The sequence below is a fragment of the Paenibacillus vandeheii genome (genome assembly GCF_030433635.1).
In the GTDB taxonomy this organism is placed as follows: domain Bacteria; phylum Bacillota; class Bacilli; order Paenibacillales; family Paenibacillaceae; genus Paenibacillus; species Paenibacillus vandeheii.
On sequence record NZ_JAROCD010000016.1, the window covers coordinates 23,662 to 45,908 of the forward strand.

Consider the following 22,247-nt stretch of genomic DNA (forward strand, 5'->3'; position numbering starts at 1 on the left):
GTGACGAGGAGGAGAATGGAATGAATCAGGAAGATAAAGTTCAACAGTATCAACAAGAGTTGCAGGAAAAAGTGAATTCGCTGAATGGTGTGGAGCGGGAACTCGCGAGTTATGTTGCAGAAATGGCTGGATTCACCTATTTGCGCGAAGACGAAAAGGCCTATTTGAATGCAGATGCACTATTGAAGCGTATGGCTGCTGAGACGCAAGCTCCATTGTTCCGTCCATTGCTGGATGTGCTGGAACAACTGGTCAGTGAACCCTTTCTGGCACGGTTCCGTTATATTGCAGAACGTGCCGCGAATTTTCCTTATAGCAAAAATTATGAGCGCAGACCCTTTCGTACGATCAATCCCGAACAGCATATTGGACAGGTTCTTCGTAAAATGATTGCCTTGTTCCGCATGGAGATTCATGGCTTCTCTCTGAACGAGTATGTATCCATGCGGGAGTACAAGTTTGATTATCTTCATGAGATCAGAGCCGTTATACCGGATTGCATTGCCTTTGAACTGGATCATGAAACCGGGGATATGAAGCAGGCGCTGCATGATATTATCTATGGCGACAATCAGAATGCATTGCTGACCACTGAGATGATTAAGGGTATCTTTATGAGCGATCAGGTGGATGCTTACCAGATGGTTGGGGAACTGCTGATTGCAGCAAGGCTGCAGGAGGGTTTGCGCCAGAGCATTGTTGAACGGATGGATGAAGGAACACTTGAGGCGTACATATACATATTAAAAATAATTATCGACAACAACCTGATTCGGTTCAGTTCGGTGGTGAGAGCGCTCGCCGTATGGACAGGGATCGGAATTGAAGCGGCGAATCAGCGTGTTGCTGTGCAGCTCATTACCCAAGCGCATCAAGCATTGACTGATCCTGTGGTTCGAGAGGAATGGCAGCACAGTGCCAATGCAAACCAATTGTTCATTAGTCTTTGGGCAACGGCGGTCATCGAAGAGAAGGGACTGGAGCGAAAAGTGATCCAGATCATGGATCACGGGCAAGTATATCAGCAGATTGTTGCACAATACGTGCTCGCAAACAGTCAGAACAGAGGGCTGCGGTTACATATCGCACGTCAGTATCTTGAAGTACAGGATCTGGAGTTGCTGCATTGGGTGATTGAGAATTATGATGCCATGTACATGTTTAACTGGAGCTTTGAAAATGGAGAGAATCAACGGAGTGTTCACGTCTGGCCACTGCCTGTTTTTGAAGATAAAGCCGTGCGTCGGCTTGACTTTGATCTGTTCAAGCAGATGCTGACCCTCATTCCGCAAGGAGGGGATGGTGGACTATCCGGGGTTCTTGAATTTGTTCAATATCGGATCGATCCGGATGATGTAGTGAAAAAAATGCTGTACCTTGCTGCGTATGACATGGATTCGGAATGGATTGGCGAGGTTATTGCACTCAAGGACAAGCTAAGCTCGGATTTGCGAGGGGAATTGTTGTCCCAGTTTGTCCACCACCCCGAGAATGAAGTACAAAGACAGTTTATTTTTGACAGTCTTTCGGATAAAAGCATGAACAACCGTGAGAATGCTCTGCTCAAAGCGAAGCTGTTGACGCTGACGGTTGAAGAGCTGCTGCAAATGGAAGCGTTGCTGAAGCTGAAAACGGGAACGCTGCGTCAGAAGATCATCCAGGTAATGCTGCTTCAGCCAGCAGATCAGCTGATGGTATCACTGAAACGACTCCTGCAATCCAAAAGCGAACTGCAGCGATTGGGCGCACTGGAACTGTTGACCGAGGTCTCCGCAGATCCACAGCGTTCGGAGCAGCAGGAGCAGATGCAACCATTAATAGAGCTCATCAAGAAACCAACAGCCAAGGAGCAAAAGCTGCTGGATAAGCTTACAGAGCAGAGCAGCAGATATACGGCGGCTAATGGATTCGGCTTGTATGACCCTTCATGGGAAAATCCACTGCTTCATGAAGAACGTGATCTCGGTGGCTTCAAGCCCAAGGATGTGTTTACCCTTTCTCTAGAAAAAGCGAAGCAGTTTCTTGAAGGTTTGGATGCGTTGGTGCATGAACACAGAGACTATGAATATGAGGCTGAATATTATGCGGGCTACAAAGAAACCTTGCTTGTAGGTGCGACTTTGCGCGCGATGGTCTATACCCCTTACGATCAGCGGCAGGATATAGTGTTATTGGAGCAATTCCCTCTCCATAATATATGGGGGGAATATGTGCAGAAGAGTGGTCTGGATAGTAAGGAACTGCAGCAAATGTTGTTCGCGATTCGTTTGGAGGATCTGAACAAGAAGCTGGATGATTATTACCGATACTATTCCACCGTATACGAATATGGTGAATTGGAGAAACACTGGCTGCTGGAAGGCTGGCGTAAGGAATTTGCTGAAGAGGTCTATCCGGTTCAGCATATCCAGGACATGAAAAAGATGGTCAGTGAGCTTCGTTACGCAGATCAGGTGAAAACGCTGATTGAGGCTGTTTATGAGGACAGCAATAGGTCAGATACATTTGAAATTGCTGAGCGGACACTGTATGCGGTGATGAAAATGATGCCTGAGGAACAAATGGAAAAGGAATCGGGCATGCTTGATCTCTTGTCTGGCCCATGGTTCTATATTGTGAGGGATCGCGTACATGACGATCACAGTTTCAAACGATATTTTCAGACGTTAAGCCAATTCGACAGATTAAACAAGGACAGTTCCCGAGGCTCCTTCCTTACGCTGAATGATTACCTGCGTGCCTATGAACTGGGTTTCATTGATGCACAGGAAGTCTACAAGCAGCTGCTTGTGGGAGAGTCCCGTGCTCTGTTTATTCGGGAATTGACATCCAGCCGAAATGACTGGATTGCGGAGAAACCGATGTTGGCAGAACTCCGAAGAACGGTTGTTGAGCGAATTTTGGAGATTGAGCTGACCAGAGGAGAGCTCTCAACAGAAGTAAGTACCCTGGCGATGAAGCTTGAGCGCATTGATGGGTTGGAGCATTGGGTGCATCTCGTTGCTGCCATGGATCAGGATACCTTTGTCCGTGGATATATCTACAGCTATGGTGACAATACGACACGTAAAGAAACGTTCAGCCACCTGATCCAGGTATGCCATCCGCGTGATGGAGAGGACGAAGTGCTGTTGGGACAATTGCTGGCGAAGCATCCCATTCAGGAGAAGAAGCTCCTGGAAGCGTCGATGTACGCTCCTCAATGGATGGAGATTGTTGCGAAGCATCTTGGATGGGAAGGTCTTCGAAGTGCAGCCTGGTACTTCCATGCCCATATCAATGAACGATTCACTGCTGAAAAAGAAACGATCGTGGCGCATTATTCTCCAATCACGCCACAGGACTTCAATGAAGGCGCATTTGATATTGCCTGGTTCGAGGAGGCATATGAGGCCGTCGGCGAGGAGCGGTTCAGTCTGTTGTACGATTGTGCCAAATATATATCCGGGGGAGCTAATCACCGCAGATCACAACTGTTCGCAGATGCGGCACTGGGTAAGCTGAAATTAGAGGACATGCGTGAGTCTGTGGAAGAGAAGCGCAATAAGGATCATTTGTTGACCTACAGCCTGATTCCGTTTGCAGCAGAAAAGGAAGAGGATCTGCGCGAGCGATACGACTTCATTCAGAAGTTCCTGATGCAGAGCAAGCAGTTTGGCGCACAGCGCCGGGCCAGTGAAGGTCTAGTATCTCAGATTGCGCTGGGCAACCTTGCTCGTAATGCGGGATATGCCGATGTTACCCGGCTGATGTGGGATATGGAAGCTCGCAAGCTGGATGAAATGAAGTCCTATTTTGAGCCCCATGAACTGGATGAGGCGACCACAGCTCAATTGATCATTGATGAAGAGGGTCAGCCGGAACTGCTCATCGTAAGCAAAGGGAAAACACTCAAGTCTGTACCTGCCCGTTTCAAGAAAGATGGATACATCGCCGAATTGAAGGAATTAAAGACGGATCTGGTTGAGCAGTACCGCCGGGCAAGACTGGAATTGGAGCGTTCCATGACCGCAGGAACGTCCTTTACGAGTGAGGAAGTTTCAAGTCTGCTGCGGAATCCGGTTCTTCGTCCACTGGTTCGCACCCTTGTGTTCCAAGCAGATGACAAGCTTGGACGATTCGATGTAACGTCCGGTGGGCTGATTACTCCGGTTTCAGATGATTCGGAAAGCTCGATTCAAACGTTGACGGAACAGGATCGGCTGCTCATTGCACATCCTTTGCATTTCTTCCAGAGTGGAAGCTGGAGCGAATTCCAGCGGGATCTGTTTAACCGTCAGGAACGGCAGCCATTCAAGCAGGTGTTCCGTGAGCTCTATCTTCCGAATGAGGACGAGCTGGCTAATGGGACCGTATCCCGGCGATATGCGGGATATCAGATTCAACCGAAAAAAGCAGTCGCCCTGCTCAAAGGACGCCAATGGACCGTCAGCTATGAGGAAGGTCTGCAAAAGGTAAGCTATGAGCATAATCTGATTGCCAATCTCTATGCCATGGCAGACTGGTTCTCACCGGCAGATACAGAAGCACCTACGCTGGAGACGGTACAGTTCTATGATCGGAAGACGTATAAACCTGTTGCGTTGAAGGATGTTCCACCTGTCTTCTTTTCAGAAGTCATGCGTGACATCGATTTGGTCGTTAGCGTTGCGCATGTTGGCGGAGTAGATCCGGAAGCCAGCTTGACCACGATGGAGATGCGTCATGTGATCGTGAATGAGTCGCTGCGTCTGTTGAAGATCGATAACGTGCGTCTCGATGGAAATTATGCTCGAATTGATGGTGAATTGGGCGAGTATGCTGTTCATCTTGGAAGTGGCAATGTGTTCAAACAGGCGACGGGCGCGCTTCATATCGTACCAGTACACAGTCAGCACCGAGGTAGGATTTTCCTTCCATTCCTGGATGAAGATCCGAGAACGGCTGAGATTCTATCCAAAGTGATGTTATTGGCAGAAGATAAAAAGATCAAGGACCCACAAATCCTTGCCCAATTACAGCATTGATCAGGAATGTTGAGATGATGCTGTAGCCAAGCGTCATTTTGACGAAGCCGAGTGAATCTTTGAATAGTAGGCAGTTGAAGCACCAGTCCAAGGTGACTTTAGCTGCCTTTTATTTCTGTTTTTGTTGGTGAGAAATCCTTAAATAGCACTGAAAAGTTGACTCAAGATTGGCAATGGTGGGTACAGATTGAATGTCGGACATGGTAAAATATACGTAGAGTGATATAAAATTTGATGTATTAACCATATCCATGTGCAGCATCGGATGTTTACATAATCGATTACTAGAAAAGGAGAATACATTGGTCATGTTAATCGTTTCATATCGTGAACAGGATCTTGAGAAGTTGGTCGAGATCTGGGAGAGAGCCGTTCGGGCAACACACACGTTTTTGGAAGAACATCACATCCAGTTCTATAAAACAGTCGTAAGCGACGTGCTGCAGCAAAGGCAAGTCGAGGTATGGGAAGCGCTGAATGCGGACAATGAACCCGTTGGTTTTATCGGTTTGGATGATAACTTTATCGAGATGTTGTTTGTAGATGTCAGTCAGCATGGACAGGGTCTGGGACGTCTTCTGATCAACCATACCCTTAACATCAAAGGCCGTCACCTCAAGGTGGATGTCAATGAGCAGAATGCTGGAGCAACCCGATTCTACGAAAAAATGGGTTTTGTACAGATTGGCCGTTCCGAGTTGGACGGTTCCGGTAATCCGTTTCCGCTTCTGCATCTGGAGATCAACGCAGATCAGGCTGCAAGATAATCGTCGGTGGATCACGATACATAAGGGACATGACGAAGAGGAGTGTGCAGGATGACACAGATCAAGGTAACACCGGAGCAACTGGATACAGTCAGTGGGCAATTCGCCCAGGCACATCAGCAATTGTCGGGGTTCATGTCCACATTGGATAGCCAGATCCGTGTCATGCGCAGCAACTGGGACGGAATGGAGCGGGAGCGTTTTTATAACGATTATGCCACCGCCCAAGGTACCATGAAGTCCGTCCTTGAGCTGGTCTTGTCAATCCAATCCGAACTCAAGAAAATCGCCGAGCGTTTCCGTACGACGGATGAAGATGTTGTGAACAAGGCGCTCATGGTGGCTTTGACTGCTGCACAGACCCTTACGTCCCTGGGTAAACATAAAGGCGATGGTCCGGGCAAAACGTCAGGTCCTCCGGAAAATATGGATGAATGGAATGAGAAGGACGCCGAGAATTACAAAAATTACGAAGAAATGTTGAAGAAAGCCGAGGAAATGGGTGACGAAAAGCTGGTGCAGCAGCTTCAGGCCAGCATGAACATCATTCGGCTTCAATATGAGGATGAGATTTACCAGACCGATCCGAACACAGGCAAGACGGTGAAGATTACCGAGGATTCAATTGTAGGTACGTATCAGGTGAAAAGTGACAAGGGTGAAACGACTAGCATCAGCCTGGATAAACAGGGCAATGTGGTGGATTACAACAAGGATACGAAAAAATACGAGTATTGGGAACAAACCCATACGACCAGTCAAGGAGAGCATCTCTTTGGCAAAGGAGCACAAACGGCTACAGCCTATGGCATCGGCTTATTATTGACCAGCAAGAGCGGATCTGCCTTTACGGAGCATGCAACAGGGCTCGGATCCTCCTTTGTTGCGGACAAGTTTCTGTTCTCCGTGCCGGAAGAAGGCGAGACACGTACGATGATCTACCGAACCAACAAGGATACGGGCAAAATCGAGAATATGATCGTGGTCACGCGAGGTGACAACGATATTGAATATATTCCGTGGCGGGAGTACAACTAAGCCACGGAATCAAGCCTTGTAGCCTCCTTCCAGGTACAAGGCAGGTAGAAACGAGGGCTCGCATATAGCGGCCCGCCCATGAATAAACGCCCCCGCAACCTTCATCACAGGATGGAAAGGTTGCGGGGGCGTTTATGGTTTAGCTTACCGCAAGCCACGGTCAGGTGACCGGGCCAGTAAGGAGGTTTTTTTTTCCCAAAGATATTAGTGTGTCTCTTCGTCCAGAAACGGTTTGTTTACCGCGTAATACATAAAACCCATCAGCAGCACGCCGCCTACCAGATTGCCAAGTGTCACCGGAACCAAGTTGTGGATTACCCCGCCGAACGAGATGGTCCCCGAATGGTTCAGTACCAACGCAATCGCAAACGTACACATATTGGCGACGCTGTGCTCATACCCCGAGATGAAGAAGCAGAAGACAAAGAGCATCATGGCGAACATTTTCGCACCATTCTCCTTCATGAACATAGGCACAAAGAATGCCAGACATACGAGCCAGTTACACAAAATGCCCCTAAAAAAGAGCTGCATGGCTGGAGCTTCCATCTTGTGCTCTACGACACTCAGCAGAAAACCATTGACCTGAGATGAATCGAACAGTCCCGTCAGATAGATCAACAGAGCAAATACCGCGGCACCCATCAGATTCCCGCTGTAACTTGCGATCCACAGCTTCACGACTTCGAACCATTTCAGTTTCTTGCGTAAGGCGGCATAGGTGTAATAGAACGTATTCCCGGTGAACAGGTCACCGCCACCATAGGCGATCAGAATAATCGCAGCGCCGAACGTGAGGGCAGCCATGGGGTATGTAAAAGGGGAATTCTCCATATAAAAGAAGTTACCCGTCTTGAACGCCACGATGACGCCAAACCCGATAAACATGCTGGCGAGCATGGAGCGCGCAAGGTACCTGATTAAGCTTTGTTTGTAAATCTTGTGTTTCTTCAGAGCAAGCAGTTCTACGTTCCGTAAACCTTCCGTTTCCATAATTCGCCTCCTGATTTCCTGATGTCTTGTTTACATTATAACGAAAATATGGAAGTTGGGGAGAGGTGGCTAACAATTATAGGAACTGTTTAGGGATGAAATAGGAAGGTACACTCGTGTCCCCCGATCAAATATATCGAATATTTGCGTAATTCATTTATTTCTTGGATTCCGAATTTCCTGTAGGATGAAGTTATGAAAAAGATATTGTCTTTTATGGATTGGAGCGTATTTGCTCTTCGTTTTTATCATTATTTTTTGCTAGCCTCCCGTCTATTTGCAGAAACTGAGTTTTCGATGCTAACGGTAGCGAACATCATCTGGCTATTCCTAGCGCTTGTCGTCCCTCTTCTGTTTTGGTTCCCGGGGTGGAGAAATAACAAGGCCTGGTTCTGCATAATGGAGCTATTGCTGGGCGGTTCTTATTATGTGAATTCATTCATCCATCCGGATCTGACGTCAAGAGCAGACTATTTGCTGTTGAGTCTTATAATGGGATACTTATTAACGAAGCAGACTCTCTGGGTCATTCCTGCGGTGGCGATCATTCCTTTTTTATCGCAGTCTTACTTAAAACTGCCTTTGGAGCAAGCTTTTAGTATCGCAACGGACAATCTGTTGTTCTGCTTCATCGGTATATGGGCGAGCTCCGTAGCCAAAGCGTATGAGCAGAAGAATGAACTGGCACTTAAAGTGGAGCTGCAAAATAAGCTGTTAACCCTCTACACTGCGGAAATTGAGAAAATGACGCTGCATGAAGAGCGTAACCGCATGTCCAAGGAGCTTCATGATACATTGGGGCACTCCTTTATCTCACTCATTATGAGCCTTGATGCCTCGATTGCCCTTCTGGATCGCAAGCCTGAAGAGGTCAGAGACCGGTTAATCCGCTTAAGGGCATTGGCTGAACAAAATCTGGATGACATGCGAAACATTGTTCATGAGATGGGGGAAGAAGAGGAGTCGAGTCTAACACAACAAATAGAGTCCTTTGTTACCCATTTCCAGGAGCATACTGGAACTGAACTGACCGTCAATCTGTTGGGGACAGAGCCCAGAATGCGTTTTGAAGTGCGGCAAGCGATTCTTCGGGTCATACAGGAATCTTTTACAAACGCATTAAAGCATGGAAAAGCATCTCAATTGCATTTGAAGCTTGAGTTTGGCGAGAGCACGATACAACTAATCGTTCAAAATAACGGGCAACTCATTGATAAGCTGAATTACGGGTTCGGCTTGACTACGATGAAGCATCGAATTGAGCAATTGGGAGGCAGCGTGTCCGTGTATTCTAAGGAGGAAGCTGAGGCGATCACCGAAGTCAGATGTGAAATTCCGCTGAAGGGAGTGTTGCTGCATGGCGAACATTAAAGTGCTGATTGCCGATGATCAAGAATTGATACTGGAGAGTTTACATATCGTGCTGTCCATGCATGAAGATATCGAAATTGTCGGGTTAGCCAAAAATGGGGAGGAAGCTCTTGATGGCTGCGAGCAGGTTCAGCCGGACATTGTACTGATGGATATTAATATGCCAGTCATGGACGGCGTGGCTGCAACGGCCTTGATTAAGAAGCGAATGCCTGGTATCAAAATTATAATGCTGACATCCTATCGGGAAGTGGAATATGTGCTTGCGGCGTTAAGCCATGGCGCAGAAGGTTACCTGCTCAAGGCCATTCATCCTAAGGATCTGGCTGCAGGCATACGGGTGGTTCATGCCGGAGGAACCTTAATTACGCAAGAGATGGCGAGTAAAATGATCAAAAGCATGAACACGAACAATACCTCCTTAGAGAAAAGTAATGAGTACGGGCTTAGCGTCCGTGAGATTGAGGTGCTGCACAAGCTGGCTTCTGGTCTTCGCAATCAGGATATTGCAGAGGCGCTGTTTCTTAGTGAAGGGACGGTTAAAAATTACATATCAACGATTTATTCGAAGCTTCATGTGAAGGGAAGACGGGAGGCCGCCCGCAAAGCCCGAGATTCCGGAATCCTGGATTAAAACTAGCCAAAGCATGACAAAAGCGCACTATTTCTTTATGACTTTTTGGGCATATACTCAGAGCTATCAAGCACAGAGGAGCTGGAGAAAGACATGAGGAAAAAAATGAGCATAAGCAAAGAGAGGCTATTGCGCTTTCCAATCATTTGGATGCTTATAGGGGCTGTCGCTATTATTCTGGTGCAGGGGTTATTCCTGTCGCTAACTGAGCGAGTAGAGGGGATCGGTTCCCTATTCTTGACAATAATACTAGGCTTCGTGGCTATCCTGTTGTATAAGTTCATAATGAAATACGTGGCAGGGCGAACAACGTCAGAGCTATCAAAGCAGAGTGCAGGGATTGAAGCTGTGTGGGGCGTACTAACCGGGGCGATTTTTGTGACAATGTCCACTTTTTTTATTGTGGCAATGGGAGGTTACTCCTTTCAATGGGCACACGCTGCAGATCCGGTTTCTATTCTCATGACTTCTATCGAAACAGCATTAAGTGCAGCTATTGTCGAGGAACTGGTGTTTCGGGGATTGATGCTTCAAGCCATTCAAATACTGGGGGGGAGCTGGATTGCACTCGCTGTAACCTCGCTTACCTTTGGAGCCGTTCATCTTGGCAATCCAGGAGCAACGTTATGGAGCGCGTTTGCCATCACCTTAGAAGCAGGGGTACTGCTCGGAGCTGCATTCTTGTGGCGGCGCAACTTGTGGTTCGTCATGGGATTGCATTTTGCTTGGAATGCATTGGAAGCCTTGCTCGGCATTCCTGTTTCGGGATTCCCTGCTGACGGCTTGTTTACTGTGAAGGTAAGTGGTCAAGCGCTGCTCACAGGGGGGGATTTTGGTCTGGAGGGCTCTATTGTTACGGTGATCCTAGGTCTTGTGATTGCCATTCCGATGCTGATTGGTGCTGCACGGAAGGGGTTGTAAATGTCCACCCCCTGTGTTGAAGTTATCCGCGCCATTTAATCCTAAAATGTATAAATATCCTGTACTCAAGCTTCCTTTAAGAAAGACAAGGATGCAGATCAATTCGAACCAAATCGACCAAGTGCAAATGGTTGGACTTATGATACCTCCTGAATGATTCATAGAGTGAACAAACTAGTCTTTCATGGGTTGATCCAATGGATCATACGTAACCATCAGTGGTAAAAATTTTGGCTCAAGCATTAGATTAAAGGGTTTTCCGTCTTGATCAGCATAAGAAATGATATAACTCCCGAAATGAGATTCATAGATGAAATCCCTGTATTGAAACGAGCGTTCGGGGTACTTTATCTTCACATAGAGCGTAGTTACCCCTCGGGCGTAGGTTTCTTTCAACATCGGAATTTGGGCCAAAAGCATAATAGCGATAAGAACCATTGCTGTATGTTTAGCGAGACGGATCAGATGGATTCCCCCCATTGTCGTAAAGTTAATATTTACCAATTGATTAATATCAATCTAAAAATGGATATCACTCCACAAGTATAGCAAGATTGCCAAACTGCTCGCCCTTTTCCATACGTTCGAATGCTTTCGCTGTTTCCTGCAACGGATATATGCTATCGATCACAGGATGTATATCATGTTGCTCCACCCATTGCAGCATCTGGACAAACTCTTCACGGCTTCCCATGGAGGTGCCAATCAGGCTAACTTGCGGGAAAAAGATCGAGCGGATCGGAATAGTCAGATCATCTCCCGAGCTTGCACCGTACATCACGATACGTCCACCTGGTCTGATTATATCAAAATATTTCGGGAACATGGCTTGTCCGATGCTATCCAAGATCATGTCAACAGGTTCCAGATCGGTCTGCAAACTCCAGTCGGCATGGCTATCCAATGCCCGGGTAGCGCCCAAGCGCAGAGCCTCTTTTCTTTTGGCTTCACTTCTGGACGTTACGGTCACTTTCGCACCAGTGGCTACGGCCATGAGCAGAGCATAGGTTGCTACACCGCCGCCAATGCCGGGAATGAGTACCAGTTCACCCTGCTTAAGTCCGCCACGAGTGAATAGGGCGCGGTATGCTGTCAAAGCCGAAAGGGACAACACTCCTGCTTCCGCCCATGATAGATGAGAGGGTTTGGGCAAGGCATTTCTAGCAGGCAGCGTAATATATTGTGCGAGAGTTCCATCCGTAGGGCCCCCTACAATATTGGGCACAATGGGTACCTCTACTGCGTGGTCCCAACCGAGAGTAGGGTGGATAATGACCTCATCACCTAAAGATAAGTCCTCTACACCTTCTCCAATCGCTACGATTACACCTGCTCCATCGGAACCAAGAATGAGTGATGCGTCTTGTGAGTTACGTCCTGCCATGATGAACAGATCACGATGGTTAATTCCAGCAGATTTCAGTTGGATCTGTACTTCACCAGCTTCTGGTGCCCGAGATGTTGTCTCTGTATATTGAAGACCTTCAAGGCCGCTTTGGCCGGAATGTATAATCGCTTTCATTTACAAAATTCCTCCTTGTGTATATAAAAACTTCACTACTGAGCCTCATTGTACAGATGGGGCAGATTCACGTAAAATGAACAAAAATGAATGTCAGTATCAATTCAGATCATAGATAAAAAGCAGGTGATCAGGGCATGGATGCCGGAGATTTGAAAATATTTCAGGCGGTTGCCCGTGAAGGCAGTATCAGCAAAGCAGCATTAGCGCTGAATTATGTGCAATCCAATGTAACAACACGAATTAAACAGTTGGAAGATCAGCTGCAAGTATCTCTGTTTCATCGGTCTAACCGGGGCATGTCGCTTACACCAGCGGGTGAGAATTTGCTGGGATATGCGGATAAAATATTACATTTGTTATATGAAGCAGAGCAGGCAACGCAGATCGGAAATCCACCTACAGGGACGCTGCGTCTTGGTGCAATTGAGACAGCAGCTTCCAGTTTTCTTACGCCGCTGCTCGCTGAATACCGTTTATGTTACCCCGAGGTGCAACATTCGTTAATTACAGGGGGGACACATGAACTGAATCAGAAGGTCATCCAACATGAGCTGCATGGAGCTTTAATATATGGTCCTGTCGACCATCCTGAGCTAAACTATATGAAAGTGTACAACGAAGAGTTGGTACTGATTGCTGAACCCGGAACCCATGAACTGCATGATTTATTGCGCAAACCCATGTTATTTTTTGAAGTAGGCTGTACCCATCGCGATCAGGCAGAAGCCTTTTTGAAAGATCAGGGCGTGCACACCCTCAACGTCACGGAATACGGAACACTGGACACCATTATGAATGGCGTATCTGCCGGGTTGGGTGTGTCATTGCTCCCACGCTCCTCGGTTACGAAAGCAGAAGGGAGAGGCGAGGTTGCAGTGTTATCTTTGCCTGATCCGTATCGCAGGTTGGGTGTAGGGTTCGTGCATTCACGGAGTGACCACCTATCTGGAGCGCTGGGTGCATTGGTGCAGATGATGACGAAACAAGGATCAGAACAATAAAAGGAGTGAATAACCTTGAAGGATACAGAATTAACGTTAGCGGAAGCATTTGATCAGGCGGAGTTTATTATAGGCGGCCATGGCAGCCGTAAAGTCAAAGTGCTTCAGGAAGTGCTGGCGCATGTGGATGGGGAACAATATAGTGATCATTATGGCAACGGTAAAATTATTGATCAATTCCAGCAGCAGATGGCTGACGTTCTGGGCAAGGAAGCGGCTGTATTTTTCCCCAGTGGTACGATGGCACAGCAAATTGCCTTACGTATCTGGTGTGACCGCAAAGGCATCAAGCGGGTAGCTTATCATCCTTTATCTCACCTGGAAATTCATGAGGAAGACGGACTAAAGGAGCTGCATCAGATTGAATCCATTTTACTGGCGGACGAGGACCGACTGATTCGATTGGAAGATGTAGAGGGGATGAACGAGGAGATATCCTGCCTGCTGCTTGAACTGCCTCAACGCGAAATTGGGGGACAATTGCCTGCATATGAAGAACTGGAGGCCATCTCGGCCTATTGCCGTGAACGCGGGATCAAGCTTCATCTGGACGGGGCACGCCTGTTTGAGATTACGCCTTATTATCAGAAGACACCAGCTGAAATTTGCAGTCTGTTCGATAGTGTCTACGTATCTTTTTACAAAGGCATTGGTGGTATTGCAGGAGCCATACTGGCAGGGGATACGGATGTTATGCAAGAATCGAAAATATGGAAACGGCGTCACGGCGGCGATCTGATCGGCCTGTATCCATATATTCTTAGTTCTCAATATTATTACAATGAACGAATTGGCAAAATGGGGCTATATTATGAGCAGGCCAAGGAACTGGCCTCCTTGTTAAATGCGTGTCACGGTATAAGTACGCTGCCAGAAGTGCCTGTCTCCAATATGTTTCACGTACATATTCCATTGGCCCAAGCCGAGGTGGAGCGTATTCTGGCATCCATGACTCAACAATTCGGCCTAGGGATTACTTCATATTTGCAACAGACCAGTGCTCATAGCTGTGCCTTTGAACTCTCAACGGGGGATCGTTATCAGAAGGTGCCCAAGGACAAGCTGCGTTTGGCGCTGGAATGGCTGGATGGAGAGCTGCGGAAACATGTGAATTAATAATGTTATGCTCATATTGCCTTATCCACTTCTGGATAGGGCATTTTTTGCAGGAATAGAAAGATAGGTCACTGACGCTTAGACCGCTGTTTCCCAATTTGCGATATTCTATTTGTGACGCCTCCCTAAGTAATCTGGACTCCATTGTAGCCATGGCAGATTAATAGGGGAAATATATTTTAACCTCAACTTTGATACGAAAAAAGATATCAACGAGCCTTCCAGCGGAACTAAAACTTGCGGTTGTATTTAGGCTTGCTCATTGCTTCTGCATGTACTTGCGATAGAGGGCAGGTGTAATCTCCTCGAATTTTTTGAATATTTTGATAAAATAACCGGATTCATTGAACCCCAGTTCATCACTGATCTGCGACACGGGCATGTCCGTAACCTCCAGCAGCTGCTTCGCCCATTTGATTTTGAGCCGTGCAATATAGGTTGTGAAGTTCTCACCCGTTTCCTTGGCAAACAGCCTGCTAAAATAACTTGGACTCAGGTGGCACAGATCGGCCATTTGTTTGAGCGAGACTTGCTCACTTTTGTGACTGTGAATGTATTCAAAAGCAGGCTGAAGCACCGGGCTGGAGCTTTCCGTTTCGCTCGGACTGTTTTTGAGGTAGGCATCGGCAATCGCATTGGTCATCTCTTTTTTGATCGACTCAATATTTCGGATGGAGTATCCGGGCAGAATGGTGGACAGATTCAGAGACTCCTGATTTCCTGAAGCTTTCTCGAACATTTCCACCAGCAAATTTTTGTTCAGCGCTTCCTCTACAATGTAACTGCATAATAGGGATAACATATTGGAGATTTTCACAACTTCTTCATAGGTCATGACAGGCAGCTTATCATAATCGTCCTGTAACGCCTTCAGCTTGGCTTCATGCAGGGGAACGTTCTTGGAAGTAACAATCTGTTCCAGATCCGTTCCTTTCTCGGGATCAGCGAGTTTTACTTGCCCTGCCATTACGGCGCCGATATATTTCCCATCAATCGTGATCGGAATGGCGATGTCCACAATATTGAAATGGCACAGGTAGACATAAGGCTCATTCAATCGAACCGCTTCCAGACCACCACGAGAATCACATTTCTGGCAGTAGGGAAGGAGTTCGGGATCTTTACGTACATTTTGGCAAAAGGCTTGGCAGCTGCTATGGCTGGTTACGGGAATGCCTTTATAATCGACGGTTAGAATAGCCAGCTTGGTCACAGTGGCAAGAGAATCCTGTAGGCGCTTCCATTTATTCAGGTCGAGGATTTTATTGATATGCAGATATTCTTTAATCACGGGTAAAACCTCCCTGGCTAACCTGTTGAATGATTTCGTTCGTTAAAAGTTAGCAAGTTGTACATATTAAGATGAGTTCATGACGGGTAATATATTGAAGATGTCAAAATTCACCCATCTCATGACAATAAGATACCATGATTCTGCTGAAAAGCAAAAATTTACGATTGCAAATTATAATAATTTGTTATCAAAGTCCACTGTAACCCGGACATGCATGAGTTATATTTAGAATTAATGTTGAGCATTCAAAATTTAATATAAGTTCATCCAAGAATTACATCAGGTAGCCTTGTTGAAGGCATGTAGGTAAATAATACCGTTAACGAACTTATATCATCCATAGGAGGCATATATCATTATGAGAAAAGCATTTATTAGTCCAACGAAATACGTGCAAGGCGAAGATGAGCTGTTGAACCTGGGTTACTTTGTGAAATCCTTTGGTGAATCTGCATTACTGATCGCGCATCCCGATGATGTACAGCGTGTAAAGGCGAAGCTCGATGCAACGGCACAGAAATTCAATATTACGTTTGTTGAAAGCGGTTTTAGAGGAGAATGTTCCCGTGAGGAAGTCGCTCGTCTCCAGGAAATTGCGAAAGAAAAAGGATGCACATGTACCATCGGTCTCGGCGGCGGTAAAGCGATTGATGCAGCCAAATGTGTAGCAGAAGGCGAGGCGTTGATCATCTGCCCAACGATCGCAGCAACAGATGCACCAACGAGTCACTCGGCTGTGCTGTACACGCCAGAAGGTGCTTTTGATGACTACGCTTATTTCAAACAAAGCCCAAGTGTTGTTCTCGTGGATACAACCGTTATCGCAAACGCACCAACTCGTTTTCTCGTATCAGGTATGGGTGACGCGTTGTCTACGTACTTCGAGGCAAGAGCTACAGCGAAATCGTACTCTCGTGTGAACGCTAGTTTGCCGATGGGTTCCCGTGAAGGATACACCCCATCTGCGGTAGGTACCAATGCAGCACTTGCCCTTGCGAAACTTTGTTATGAAATGCTGCTGACTGACGGATTGAAAGCGAAAGTAGCCAGTGACAGCAACGTCGTGACTCAAGCGCTGGAAAATATCGTCGAGACAAACATTCTGTTGTCTGGTCTTGGATTTGAGAGTGGCGGTCTGGCTGCAGCACATGCAATCCACAATGGGTTGACTGTTCTGGAGGGTACACATCACTTCTTCCACGGTGAGAAAGTATCATTCGGTACGATTGCACAACTCGTCCTTGAAAATGCACCAACCGTAGAGCTGCATGAAGTCATGGACTTCTGTCTCGCAGTGGGACTGCCTGTAAGCTTGGCGGATATCGGTGTAGATACCATTAGTCAGGAAGAGTTGTTGAAGGTGGCCGAGATCGCATGTATTCCGGAAGAATCCATTCACGCCATGCCGTTCCCAATTACTGTTCCTGAAGTGGCTGCTGCCATTGCAGCGGCTGATCGTATGGGACGGGACTACAAAGCAGCTCGCCGGGAGGCGAAATAATGAAGAAAATTATCAATCAGGCTGAAAATGTTGTCATGGAAATGTGCAACGGGATTGCGCTGGCGCACCCGGAGCTTGAATTTTTGAAAAAATATAAGGTCATTAAACGGAGAGAGATTAACGGGGATAAAGTCAGCCTCATCAGCGGAGGCGGTAGTGGACACGAACCGGCTCATGCGGGTTATGTAGGTAAAGGCATGCTGGATGCTGCGGTCTGTGGAGATGTATTCGCATCCCCTTCCCAGATTCAGGTGTATCAGGCGATCAAGGCCACAGCCAGCAAGAAGGGCACGCTGCTAATTATCAAAAACTACAGTGGCGACATGATGAACTTCAAAAATGCGGCGCATCTTGCAGCGGAAGATGGCATAGACGTTCAATATGTGCGGGTTGAAGATGACATTGCTGTACAAGACAGCTTGTATACGGTAGGACGTCGCGGCGTAGCCGGAACCGTATTGGTACACAAAATCGCTGGTGCCGCAGCCGAAGAAGGCCGCAGTCTGACAGAGGTGAAATCCGTTGCTGATAAAGCAGCACAGAATGTACGCAGCATCGGATTTGGATTCACCTCCTGTACCGTGCCTGCCAAAGGCACGCCGACATTTGAAATCGCTGAAGATGAGATGGAGTTCGGTGTAGGGATTCATGGTGAGCCAGGCATTCGCCGAGAGAAATTGGTATCCGCGGACGAGCTTGCAGGGCGTATGGTTGAAGCACTGCTTGCAGACATGAAGCTGGACAGCGATGCATCCGCTGAGATTGCTGTGCTTGTCAATGGCTTTGGCGCGACACCTTTACAGGAGCTTTATCTCCTTAACAACTCGGTTCAGCGTGAGCTGGCACAGCGTTCAGGCCTGCATGTAGCTGCTACATTTGTTGGCAATTACATGACGAGCATCGATATGGCAGGTGCATCGGTAACCATCCTGAAACTGGACGATGAACTGAAGACGTTGTTGTTCAAGGAAAGTGACACACCGGCGTTCAAAGTGTCTGGTCCTCCGGTAGCGCAAGTGGCGTATTCCGAAGCGTTGGAAGCTGTCGTGACTGAAGATGCGCCTGTATCCTATGAAGTGGAGACATCGGCAACGTCTGCGGTGATCAGCAACAATCAATTCTCTCTGGATAATATCGTTTACCTGATCGATAAGATGAGTGAGATTATCATTAAGAACGAAGTGCCGTTCTGTGAACTGGATTCCCATGCGGGGGACGGCGACTTTGGCATGAGCGTAGCGAAGGGCTTCAGACAACTCAAGCGCGAATGGAACCATATCGTAAACGAAGAGAAAAAGAATATCGGTTCATTTCTCGATGCATGCTCTCTTGTTATTATGGAATACTGCGGCGGTGCATCCGGTCCCATCTGGGGTTCGGCATTCCGAGCAGCAGGCAAATCCGTAGGTGACAAGCAGCAATTGAACGTTTCAGAATTCGCTGATATGATGCAAGCGGCAGTTCAAGGGATTCAATCCACTGGTGAGCGTTCCTTTGGACGTGGTGCCGTTGTGGGTGACAAAACATTAATTGACGCACTCGTTCCTTGTGCCGATGCCTGGACGCAAAGTGCGAAGTCCGGAGACGACTTCAAAACGGCATTTGCCAAAGGTGCGGAAGCAGCAGTAGAAGGTGCGAAGAAAACTGAAGACATCGTGGCACGTATGGGCCGCGCGGGTGCTGTTGGTGATCGCAGTCTCGGATACCCAGATGCTGGCGCATATGCGCTGGGGGTTATTTTCACAGAGCTGTCGGATTCAATGAAATAAAAATGGAGTGCAGTCAGTAACTTAAAAAAATCTACAATAAAACGAGCCTCTAGAATCGCTTCTAAGGCTCGTTTCTCATTTCGGGAACATATTAAATATTAACCGATAGTTTTCAGTGGCCTCAATTTTAATTGGTGGCTTTTTTTATTGATCGTTTACGATCTGACTCCTATTTTGACGTGGTTTTGCTCTGCTATTTTATTGAATGCGTCTAAGTAGATTCATTCAGAATAAGGCGTTACCCCTTTTGTATATAGAGTATCCACTAACTCAAAAAATTCTTCTGGTGATAAATCCTTTTGTCGCTGGAGCCAAAGACGAAATAAAGAGAGTGATGTTGAGATGTGAAACTCAATCAAGTATGGCGTGATGGAGCTGTCTGGCGGTAGGTTTAATTCCAATCTGCCAAGGGTGATTTCTCTTTTCAAGCGTTCTAAAAAACGAATACTGCCATAATCGCCCAAAAAGGCATTGAGAACCGAGAGATATTCCTTGTTTTCCAAACAATGAAGCGCATCTTGAACAGTATGTGAAGAGAGCTCTTTTTTCGCCAATTCTTCTTTTATGTAGTTCAATAAGTCATTTTCAACAAAGTCTAACAGTTCGTAAATATCAGTAAAGTATTGATAAAATGTGCTGCGGTTATATCCCGCCTTATTCGTAATCTCTTGAACCGAGATTTTTTCAATCGGCTTTTGACTATATAATTCACAAAAAACATTGATAAACGTTTGTCTAGTTTTTTCCGTGATTTGGGGCTGCTTTTTCATTTTTTTCTCCTATCGGTAACAAGAGTATCATCCGACAAATATTTAAAAACTGATGTTTGATCAAAGGCATAATAACGATTTATGATTAAATCATACAACACGTTGTTGCATAGTCAAGAGAGATTATTCAAAAAAGAGGGAGGATTGTTATGTCCGTTAAACAAAATAGAATTTTAATTTATGGTGCAGGTGTTATAGGGAGCATATACGCAATGAGATTCATTGAAGCAGGGCTTGACGTTACTATGTTTGCACGTTCTAATCGATTTAAAACATTGAAAGAAAATGGCCTGCAGTATAATGAAAAAGGTACGGTTAAAGCTATAAAAGTCAATGTCATTGATACGCTTGAAAATGATGATATATATGATTTTATTTTCGTTACAGTTCGTTATGATCGATCCGAATCAGCGTTGTTAGCACTACAAGACAATCAAAGCAAAAATATTGTTACAATGACTAATAATTCAATTGGATTTTCTTCGTGGCTAGATATGGTTGGAGATAGACTTTTACCCGCTTTTCCCGGTGTTGGCGGACAGATTAAAGAAGGAATATTGTATGCCCGAATTCCACCAAAGATTCTGGTGACTACAGTGTTCGGAGAAATTAGTGGTTTAGTGACAGAACGTGTAGAGAACCTGGCAAAAATATTCAAAACAGCAAAACTTCCCTGTGCAATAAATAAGGATATGAGAACGTATCTAATAACACATGCCGTATCAGACATTGCAATGCTTAGCTTTTTACATTTGGAAAATAAGATCGTGGACGAAAAAACAGTCAGAATGAGAAAAACGGCACACCAAATAACATTCATTCTAAAAGCGTATTTAAGGGCCATGCAAAAAGCGGGCGTTGCTATTAATCCATCTGCATTTAAAATAGTGCTCACATGTCCAGATTTGATTTTGGATTTGTTCTTTATGCTATGGTTGCGGACTAAAATGGTGAAGGATATGATGTTGCCGGACTATGCGAGTAGTGCAAACAACGAAGTTGTGCAGCTGAATAACGATTTATTGAAGTTTTTAAGTCAAAAAGATATCACACCCTAAGAACGAAAACAGAGATGTAGGGTTAGTACGTTGTAACGTCATGCTGCTGATATTCACATGACCGCCCCTGTAGCATGACTTGCAGAGCGGTCTTTTTGATATGAAAAAGGAATGCTTGCAGGCTGAAACTTGGCTTGTTTATGCCAGATAGTGTAATCTGGAGATCAGGTACATAAGGATTTTGCATAGATCAGAAAGTGACGATGCATTCGTTAAAATGCTAAGCAGCACTCTACTTTGAACGAGAAGGGATCGGGATGATTCGATGACGCAAAAAATATATTATGACTCCGCATACACACGGGAGTGGCATACACAAATTACAGGCAGAATGGACAAGGAAGACGGTATATATGTCACGCTGGCGGAGACAGCCTTTTATCCGCATGGGGGTGGACAGCCTTGTGATCTGGGACAGATCGGCGGCATTGCCGTGTTGGATGTAATTAGTGAAGATGGTGAGGTGCTGCACAAGCTGGAGCGTGCGCCCGAGCAGAATGACGTTGACTGCCAAATTGATTGGCAGCGCAGATTCGATCATATGCAGCAGCATAGCGGACAGCATTTGCTCTCGGCTATTACGCTGAAGCTGGCAGATGCGATGACGGTCAGTTTTCATTTGGGGACAGATTACATCACGATTGATGTGGCCGCAGCCGAACTGGGAGCGAACCAACTGGCTGCAATTGAATCGGAGGCCAATCATCAGATTTACCGGAATGCCAGAATCAGCAGTTCCTGGGTCACTGCGGAAGAAGCGGCACGTCTGCCTCTGGTGAAGCAGCCTTCTGTAACCGAAGATATTCGTATCGTGGAGATCGAGGGTGTGGAATATAACGCTTGCGGAGGAACACATGTGTCAGCCACAGGTGAGATCGGGATCATTAAACTGTTGAAAACCGAGAAAATGAAGGGCAGCACCCGGATTTATTTTAAATGCGGATACCGGGCACTGAACGAGTTCAACGCTGCGCAAAGCGTGCTGACCGGAATTTCGGCCAAATTGAAGACCAGCCGGGAAGAACTGGCGGATCGGATTGATAAAATGGAAGCGGATCAAAAGCAGCTGCAAGCAGAGCTGAACGCTCTGAAGGCTTCCAATGACGCATATTATGCGCAGGAGCTTTTATCTGCACGGGAAGGGCTGGTCATTGCTCAAATATTTGAGGACAAATCGCTCAAGGATATGCAGAGTCTGGCGACCAAGCTGACATCGGAACATGAGGGACTCGTACTCTTTGCGAGCATCTCGGAGGCCAAAGTTGTTCTGGCACAGAACGGACAGCCGCCGGAGTGGGCTTGTGGACCTTTCTTCAAGGGCAATCTCGGAGCCTACCAGGGCAAAGGCGGAGGCAGCGACAAGATGGCTCAGGCGGGCTTTGCCAGCAGCGAAGATGCCATCGCATTTTATGAATTTACGAAGGATCAACTGGGACATCACTGATCAACCATCCCGCTAATCGATATGAATTGAGCTAAGTAG

General features: G+C 46.5%; 17 protein-coding genes. 12 read left to right on the plus strand and 5 right to left on the minus strand.

Annotation, left to right across the window (positions count from 1 at the left end; genetic code table 11):
- Nucleotides 1-20: 20 nt before the first annotated feature.
- From P5G61_RS26565 to P5G61_RS26575, 3 genes are all read left to right on the plus strand, one after another.
- Nucleotides 21-5,006: a DUF4132 domain-containing protein gene (locus P5G61_RS26565; RefSeq protein WP_301249229.1), complete on the plus strand. Its 4,986-nt coding sequence runs from the start codon at nt 21-23 to the stop codon at nt 5,004-5,006.
- Between the two features lie 308 nt (nt 5,007-5,314).
- Complete coding sequence (locus P5G61_RS26570) at nt 5,315-5,773, plus strand: acetyltransferase (protein WP_435874296.1); 459 nt, start codon at nt 5,315-5,317, stop codon at nt 5,771-5,773.
- A gap of 51 nt (nt 5,774-5,824) precedes the next feature.
- Complete coding sequence (locus tag P5G61_RS26575) at nt 5,825-6,811, plus strand: WXG100 family type VII secretion target (protein ID WP_301249233.1); 987 nt, start codon at nt 5,825-5,827, stop codon at nt 6,809-6,811.
- Between the two features lie 204 nt (nt 6,812-7,015).
- On the opposite strand, the gene P5G61_RS26580 is transcribed toward P5G61_RS26575, so the two are convergent.
- Nucleotides 7,016-7,804 carry a formate/nitrite transporter family protein gene (locus P5G61_RS26580; protein WP_079350000.1) on the minus strand — a complete coding sequence of 263 codons (789 nt, stop codon included), beginning with the start codon at nt 7,802-7,804 and terminating at the stop codon, nt 7,016-7,018.
- Nucleotides 7,805-8,203: 399 nt separating this feature from the next.
- Here P5G61_RS26580 and P5G61_RS26585 point away from each other — a divergent pair, with 399 nt between their 5' ends.
- The 3 genes from P5G61_RS26585 to P5G61_RS26595 all read left to right on the plus strand — a co-directional run bounded on the left by P5G61_RS26585 (nt 8,204) and on the right by P5G61_RS26595 (nt 10,730).
- Nucleotides 8,204-9,175: a sensor histidine kinase gene (locus tag P5G61_RS26585; protein WP_301249235.1), complete on the plus strand. Its 972-nt coding sequence runs from the start codon at nt 8,204-8,206 to the stop codon at nt 9,173-9,175.
- Entirely contained in the window at nt 9,162-9,809 is a 648-nt protein-coding gene (locus P5G61_RS26590) for a response regulator transcription factor (protein WP_301249236.1), read from the plus strand. The genes P5G61_RS26585 and P5G61_RS26590 overlap by 14 nt, the downstream gene beginning before the upstream one ends.
- A gap of 150 nt (nt 9,810-9,959) precedes the next feature.
- The gene (locus P5G61_RS26595) at nt 9,960-10,730 is read left to right on the plus strand and encodes a CPBP family intramembrane glutamic endopeptidase (protein WP_301249237.1); all 771 of its coding nucleotides are present in this window, start codon (nt 9,960-9,962) and stop codon (nt 10,728-10,730) included.
- A gap of 174 nt (nt 10,731-10,904) precedes the next feature.
- Here P5G61_RS26595 and P5G61_RS26600 read toward each other — a convergent pair whose 3' ends face one another.
- Together P5G61_RS26600 and P5G61_RS26605 are read right to left on the minus strand one after the other, a co-directional pair.
- Entirely contained in the window at nt 10,905-11,168 is a 264-nt protein-coding gene (locus P5G61_RS26600; RefSeq protein ID WP_301249238.1) for a hypothetical protein, read from the minus strand.
- 94 nt (nt 11,169-11,262) lie between these two features.
- Entirely contained in the window at nt 11,263-12,252 is a 990-nt protein-coding gene (locus tag P5G61_RS26605) for a quinone oxidoreductase family protein (protein ID WP_301249239.1), read from the minus strand.
- 137 nt (nt 12,253-12,389) lie between these two features.
- Between P5G61_RS26605 and P5G61_RS26610 the strand changes: the two genes are divergently transcribed.
- Together P5G61_RS26610 and P5G61_RS26615 are read left to right on the plus strand one after the other, a co-directional pair.
- The gene (locus tag P5G61_RS26610; protein ID WP_301249240.1) at nt 12,390-13,256 is read left to right on the plus strand and encodes a LysR family transcriptional regulator; all 867 of its coding nucleotides are present in this window, start codon (nt 12,390-12,392) and stop codon (nt 13,254-13,256) included.
- 15 nt (nt 13,257-13,271) lie between these two features.
- The gene (locus tag P5G61_RS26615) at nt 13,272-14,372 is read left to right on the plus strand and encodes a threonine aldolase family protein (RefSeq protein ID WP_301249241.1); all 1,101 of its coding nucleotides are present in this window, start codon (nt 13,272-13,274) and stop codon (nt 14,370-14,372) included.
- 259 nt (nt 14,373-14,631) lie between these two features.
- Here P5G61_RS26615 and P5G61_RS26620 read toward each other — a convergent pair whose 3' ends face one another.
- The gene (locus tag P5G61_RS26620; RefSeq protein WP_301249242.1) at nt 14,632-15,663 is read right to left on the minus strand and encodes a PocR ligand-binding domain-containing protein; all 1,032 of its coding nucleotides are present in this window, start codon (nt 15,661-15,663) and stop codon (nt 14,632-14,634) included.
- Nucleotides 15,664-16,024: 361 nt separating this feature from the next.
- Here P5G61_RS26620 and P5G61_RS26625 point away from each other — a divergent pair, with 361 nt between their 5' ends.
- Both P5G61_RS26625 and dhaK read left to right on the plus strand, forming a co-directional pair.
- A complete protein-coding gene (locus P5G61_RS26625; RefSeq protein ID WP_301249243.1) occupies nt 16,025-17,167 on the plus strand; it encodes a glycerol dehydrogenase in 1,143 nt (380 codons plus the stop codon).
- Complete coding sequence (gene dhaK / locus P5G61_RS26630) at nt 17,167-18,936, plus strand: dihydroxyacetone kinase subunit DhaK (protein WP_301249244.1); 1,770 nt, start codon at nt 17,167-17,169, stop codon at nt 18,934-18,936. Before P5G61_RS26625 ends, dhaK begins: the two co-directional genes overlap by 1 nt.
- 221 nt (nt 18,937-19,157) lie before the next feature.
- Here the strand turns inward: dhaK and P5G61_RS26635 are convergent, their stop codons facing one another.
- Nucleotides 19,158-19,706 carry a TetR/AcrR family transcriptional regulator gene (locus P5G61_RS26635; RefSeq protein WP_301249245.1) on the minus strand — a complete coding sequence of 183 codons (549 nt, stop codon included), beginning with the start codon at nt 19,704-19,706 and terminating at the stop codon, nt 19,158-19,160.
- Between the two features lie 149 nt (nt 19,707-19,855).
- Here P5G61_RS26635 and P5G61_RS26640 point away from each other — a divergent pair, with 149 nt between their 5' ends.
- Together P5G61_RS26640 and P5G61_RS26645 are read left to right on the plus strand one after the other, a co-directional pair.
- Nucleotides 19,856-20,764 (plus strand): ketopantoate reductase family protein, encoded by a 909-nt coding sequence (locus P5G61_RS26640; RefSeq protein WP_301249246.1) that lies wholly within the window; start codon nt 19,856-19,858, stop codon nt 20,762-20,764.
- A 265-nt stretch (nt 20,765-21,029) separates the two neighbouring features.
- Complete coding sequence (locus P5G61_RS26645; RefSeq protein WP_301249247.1) at nt 21,030-22,208, plus strand: alanyl-tRNA editing protein; 1,179 nt, start codon at nt 21,030-21,032, stop codon at nt 22,206-22,208.
- Nucleotides 22,209-22,247 lie beyond the last annotated feature (39 nt).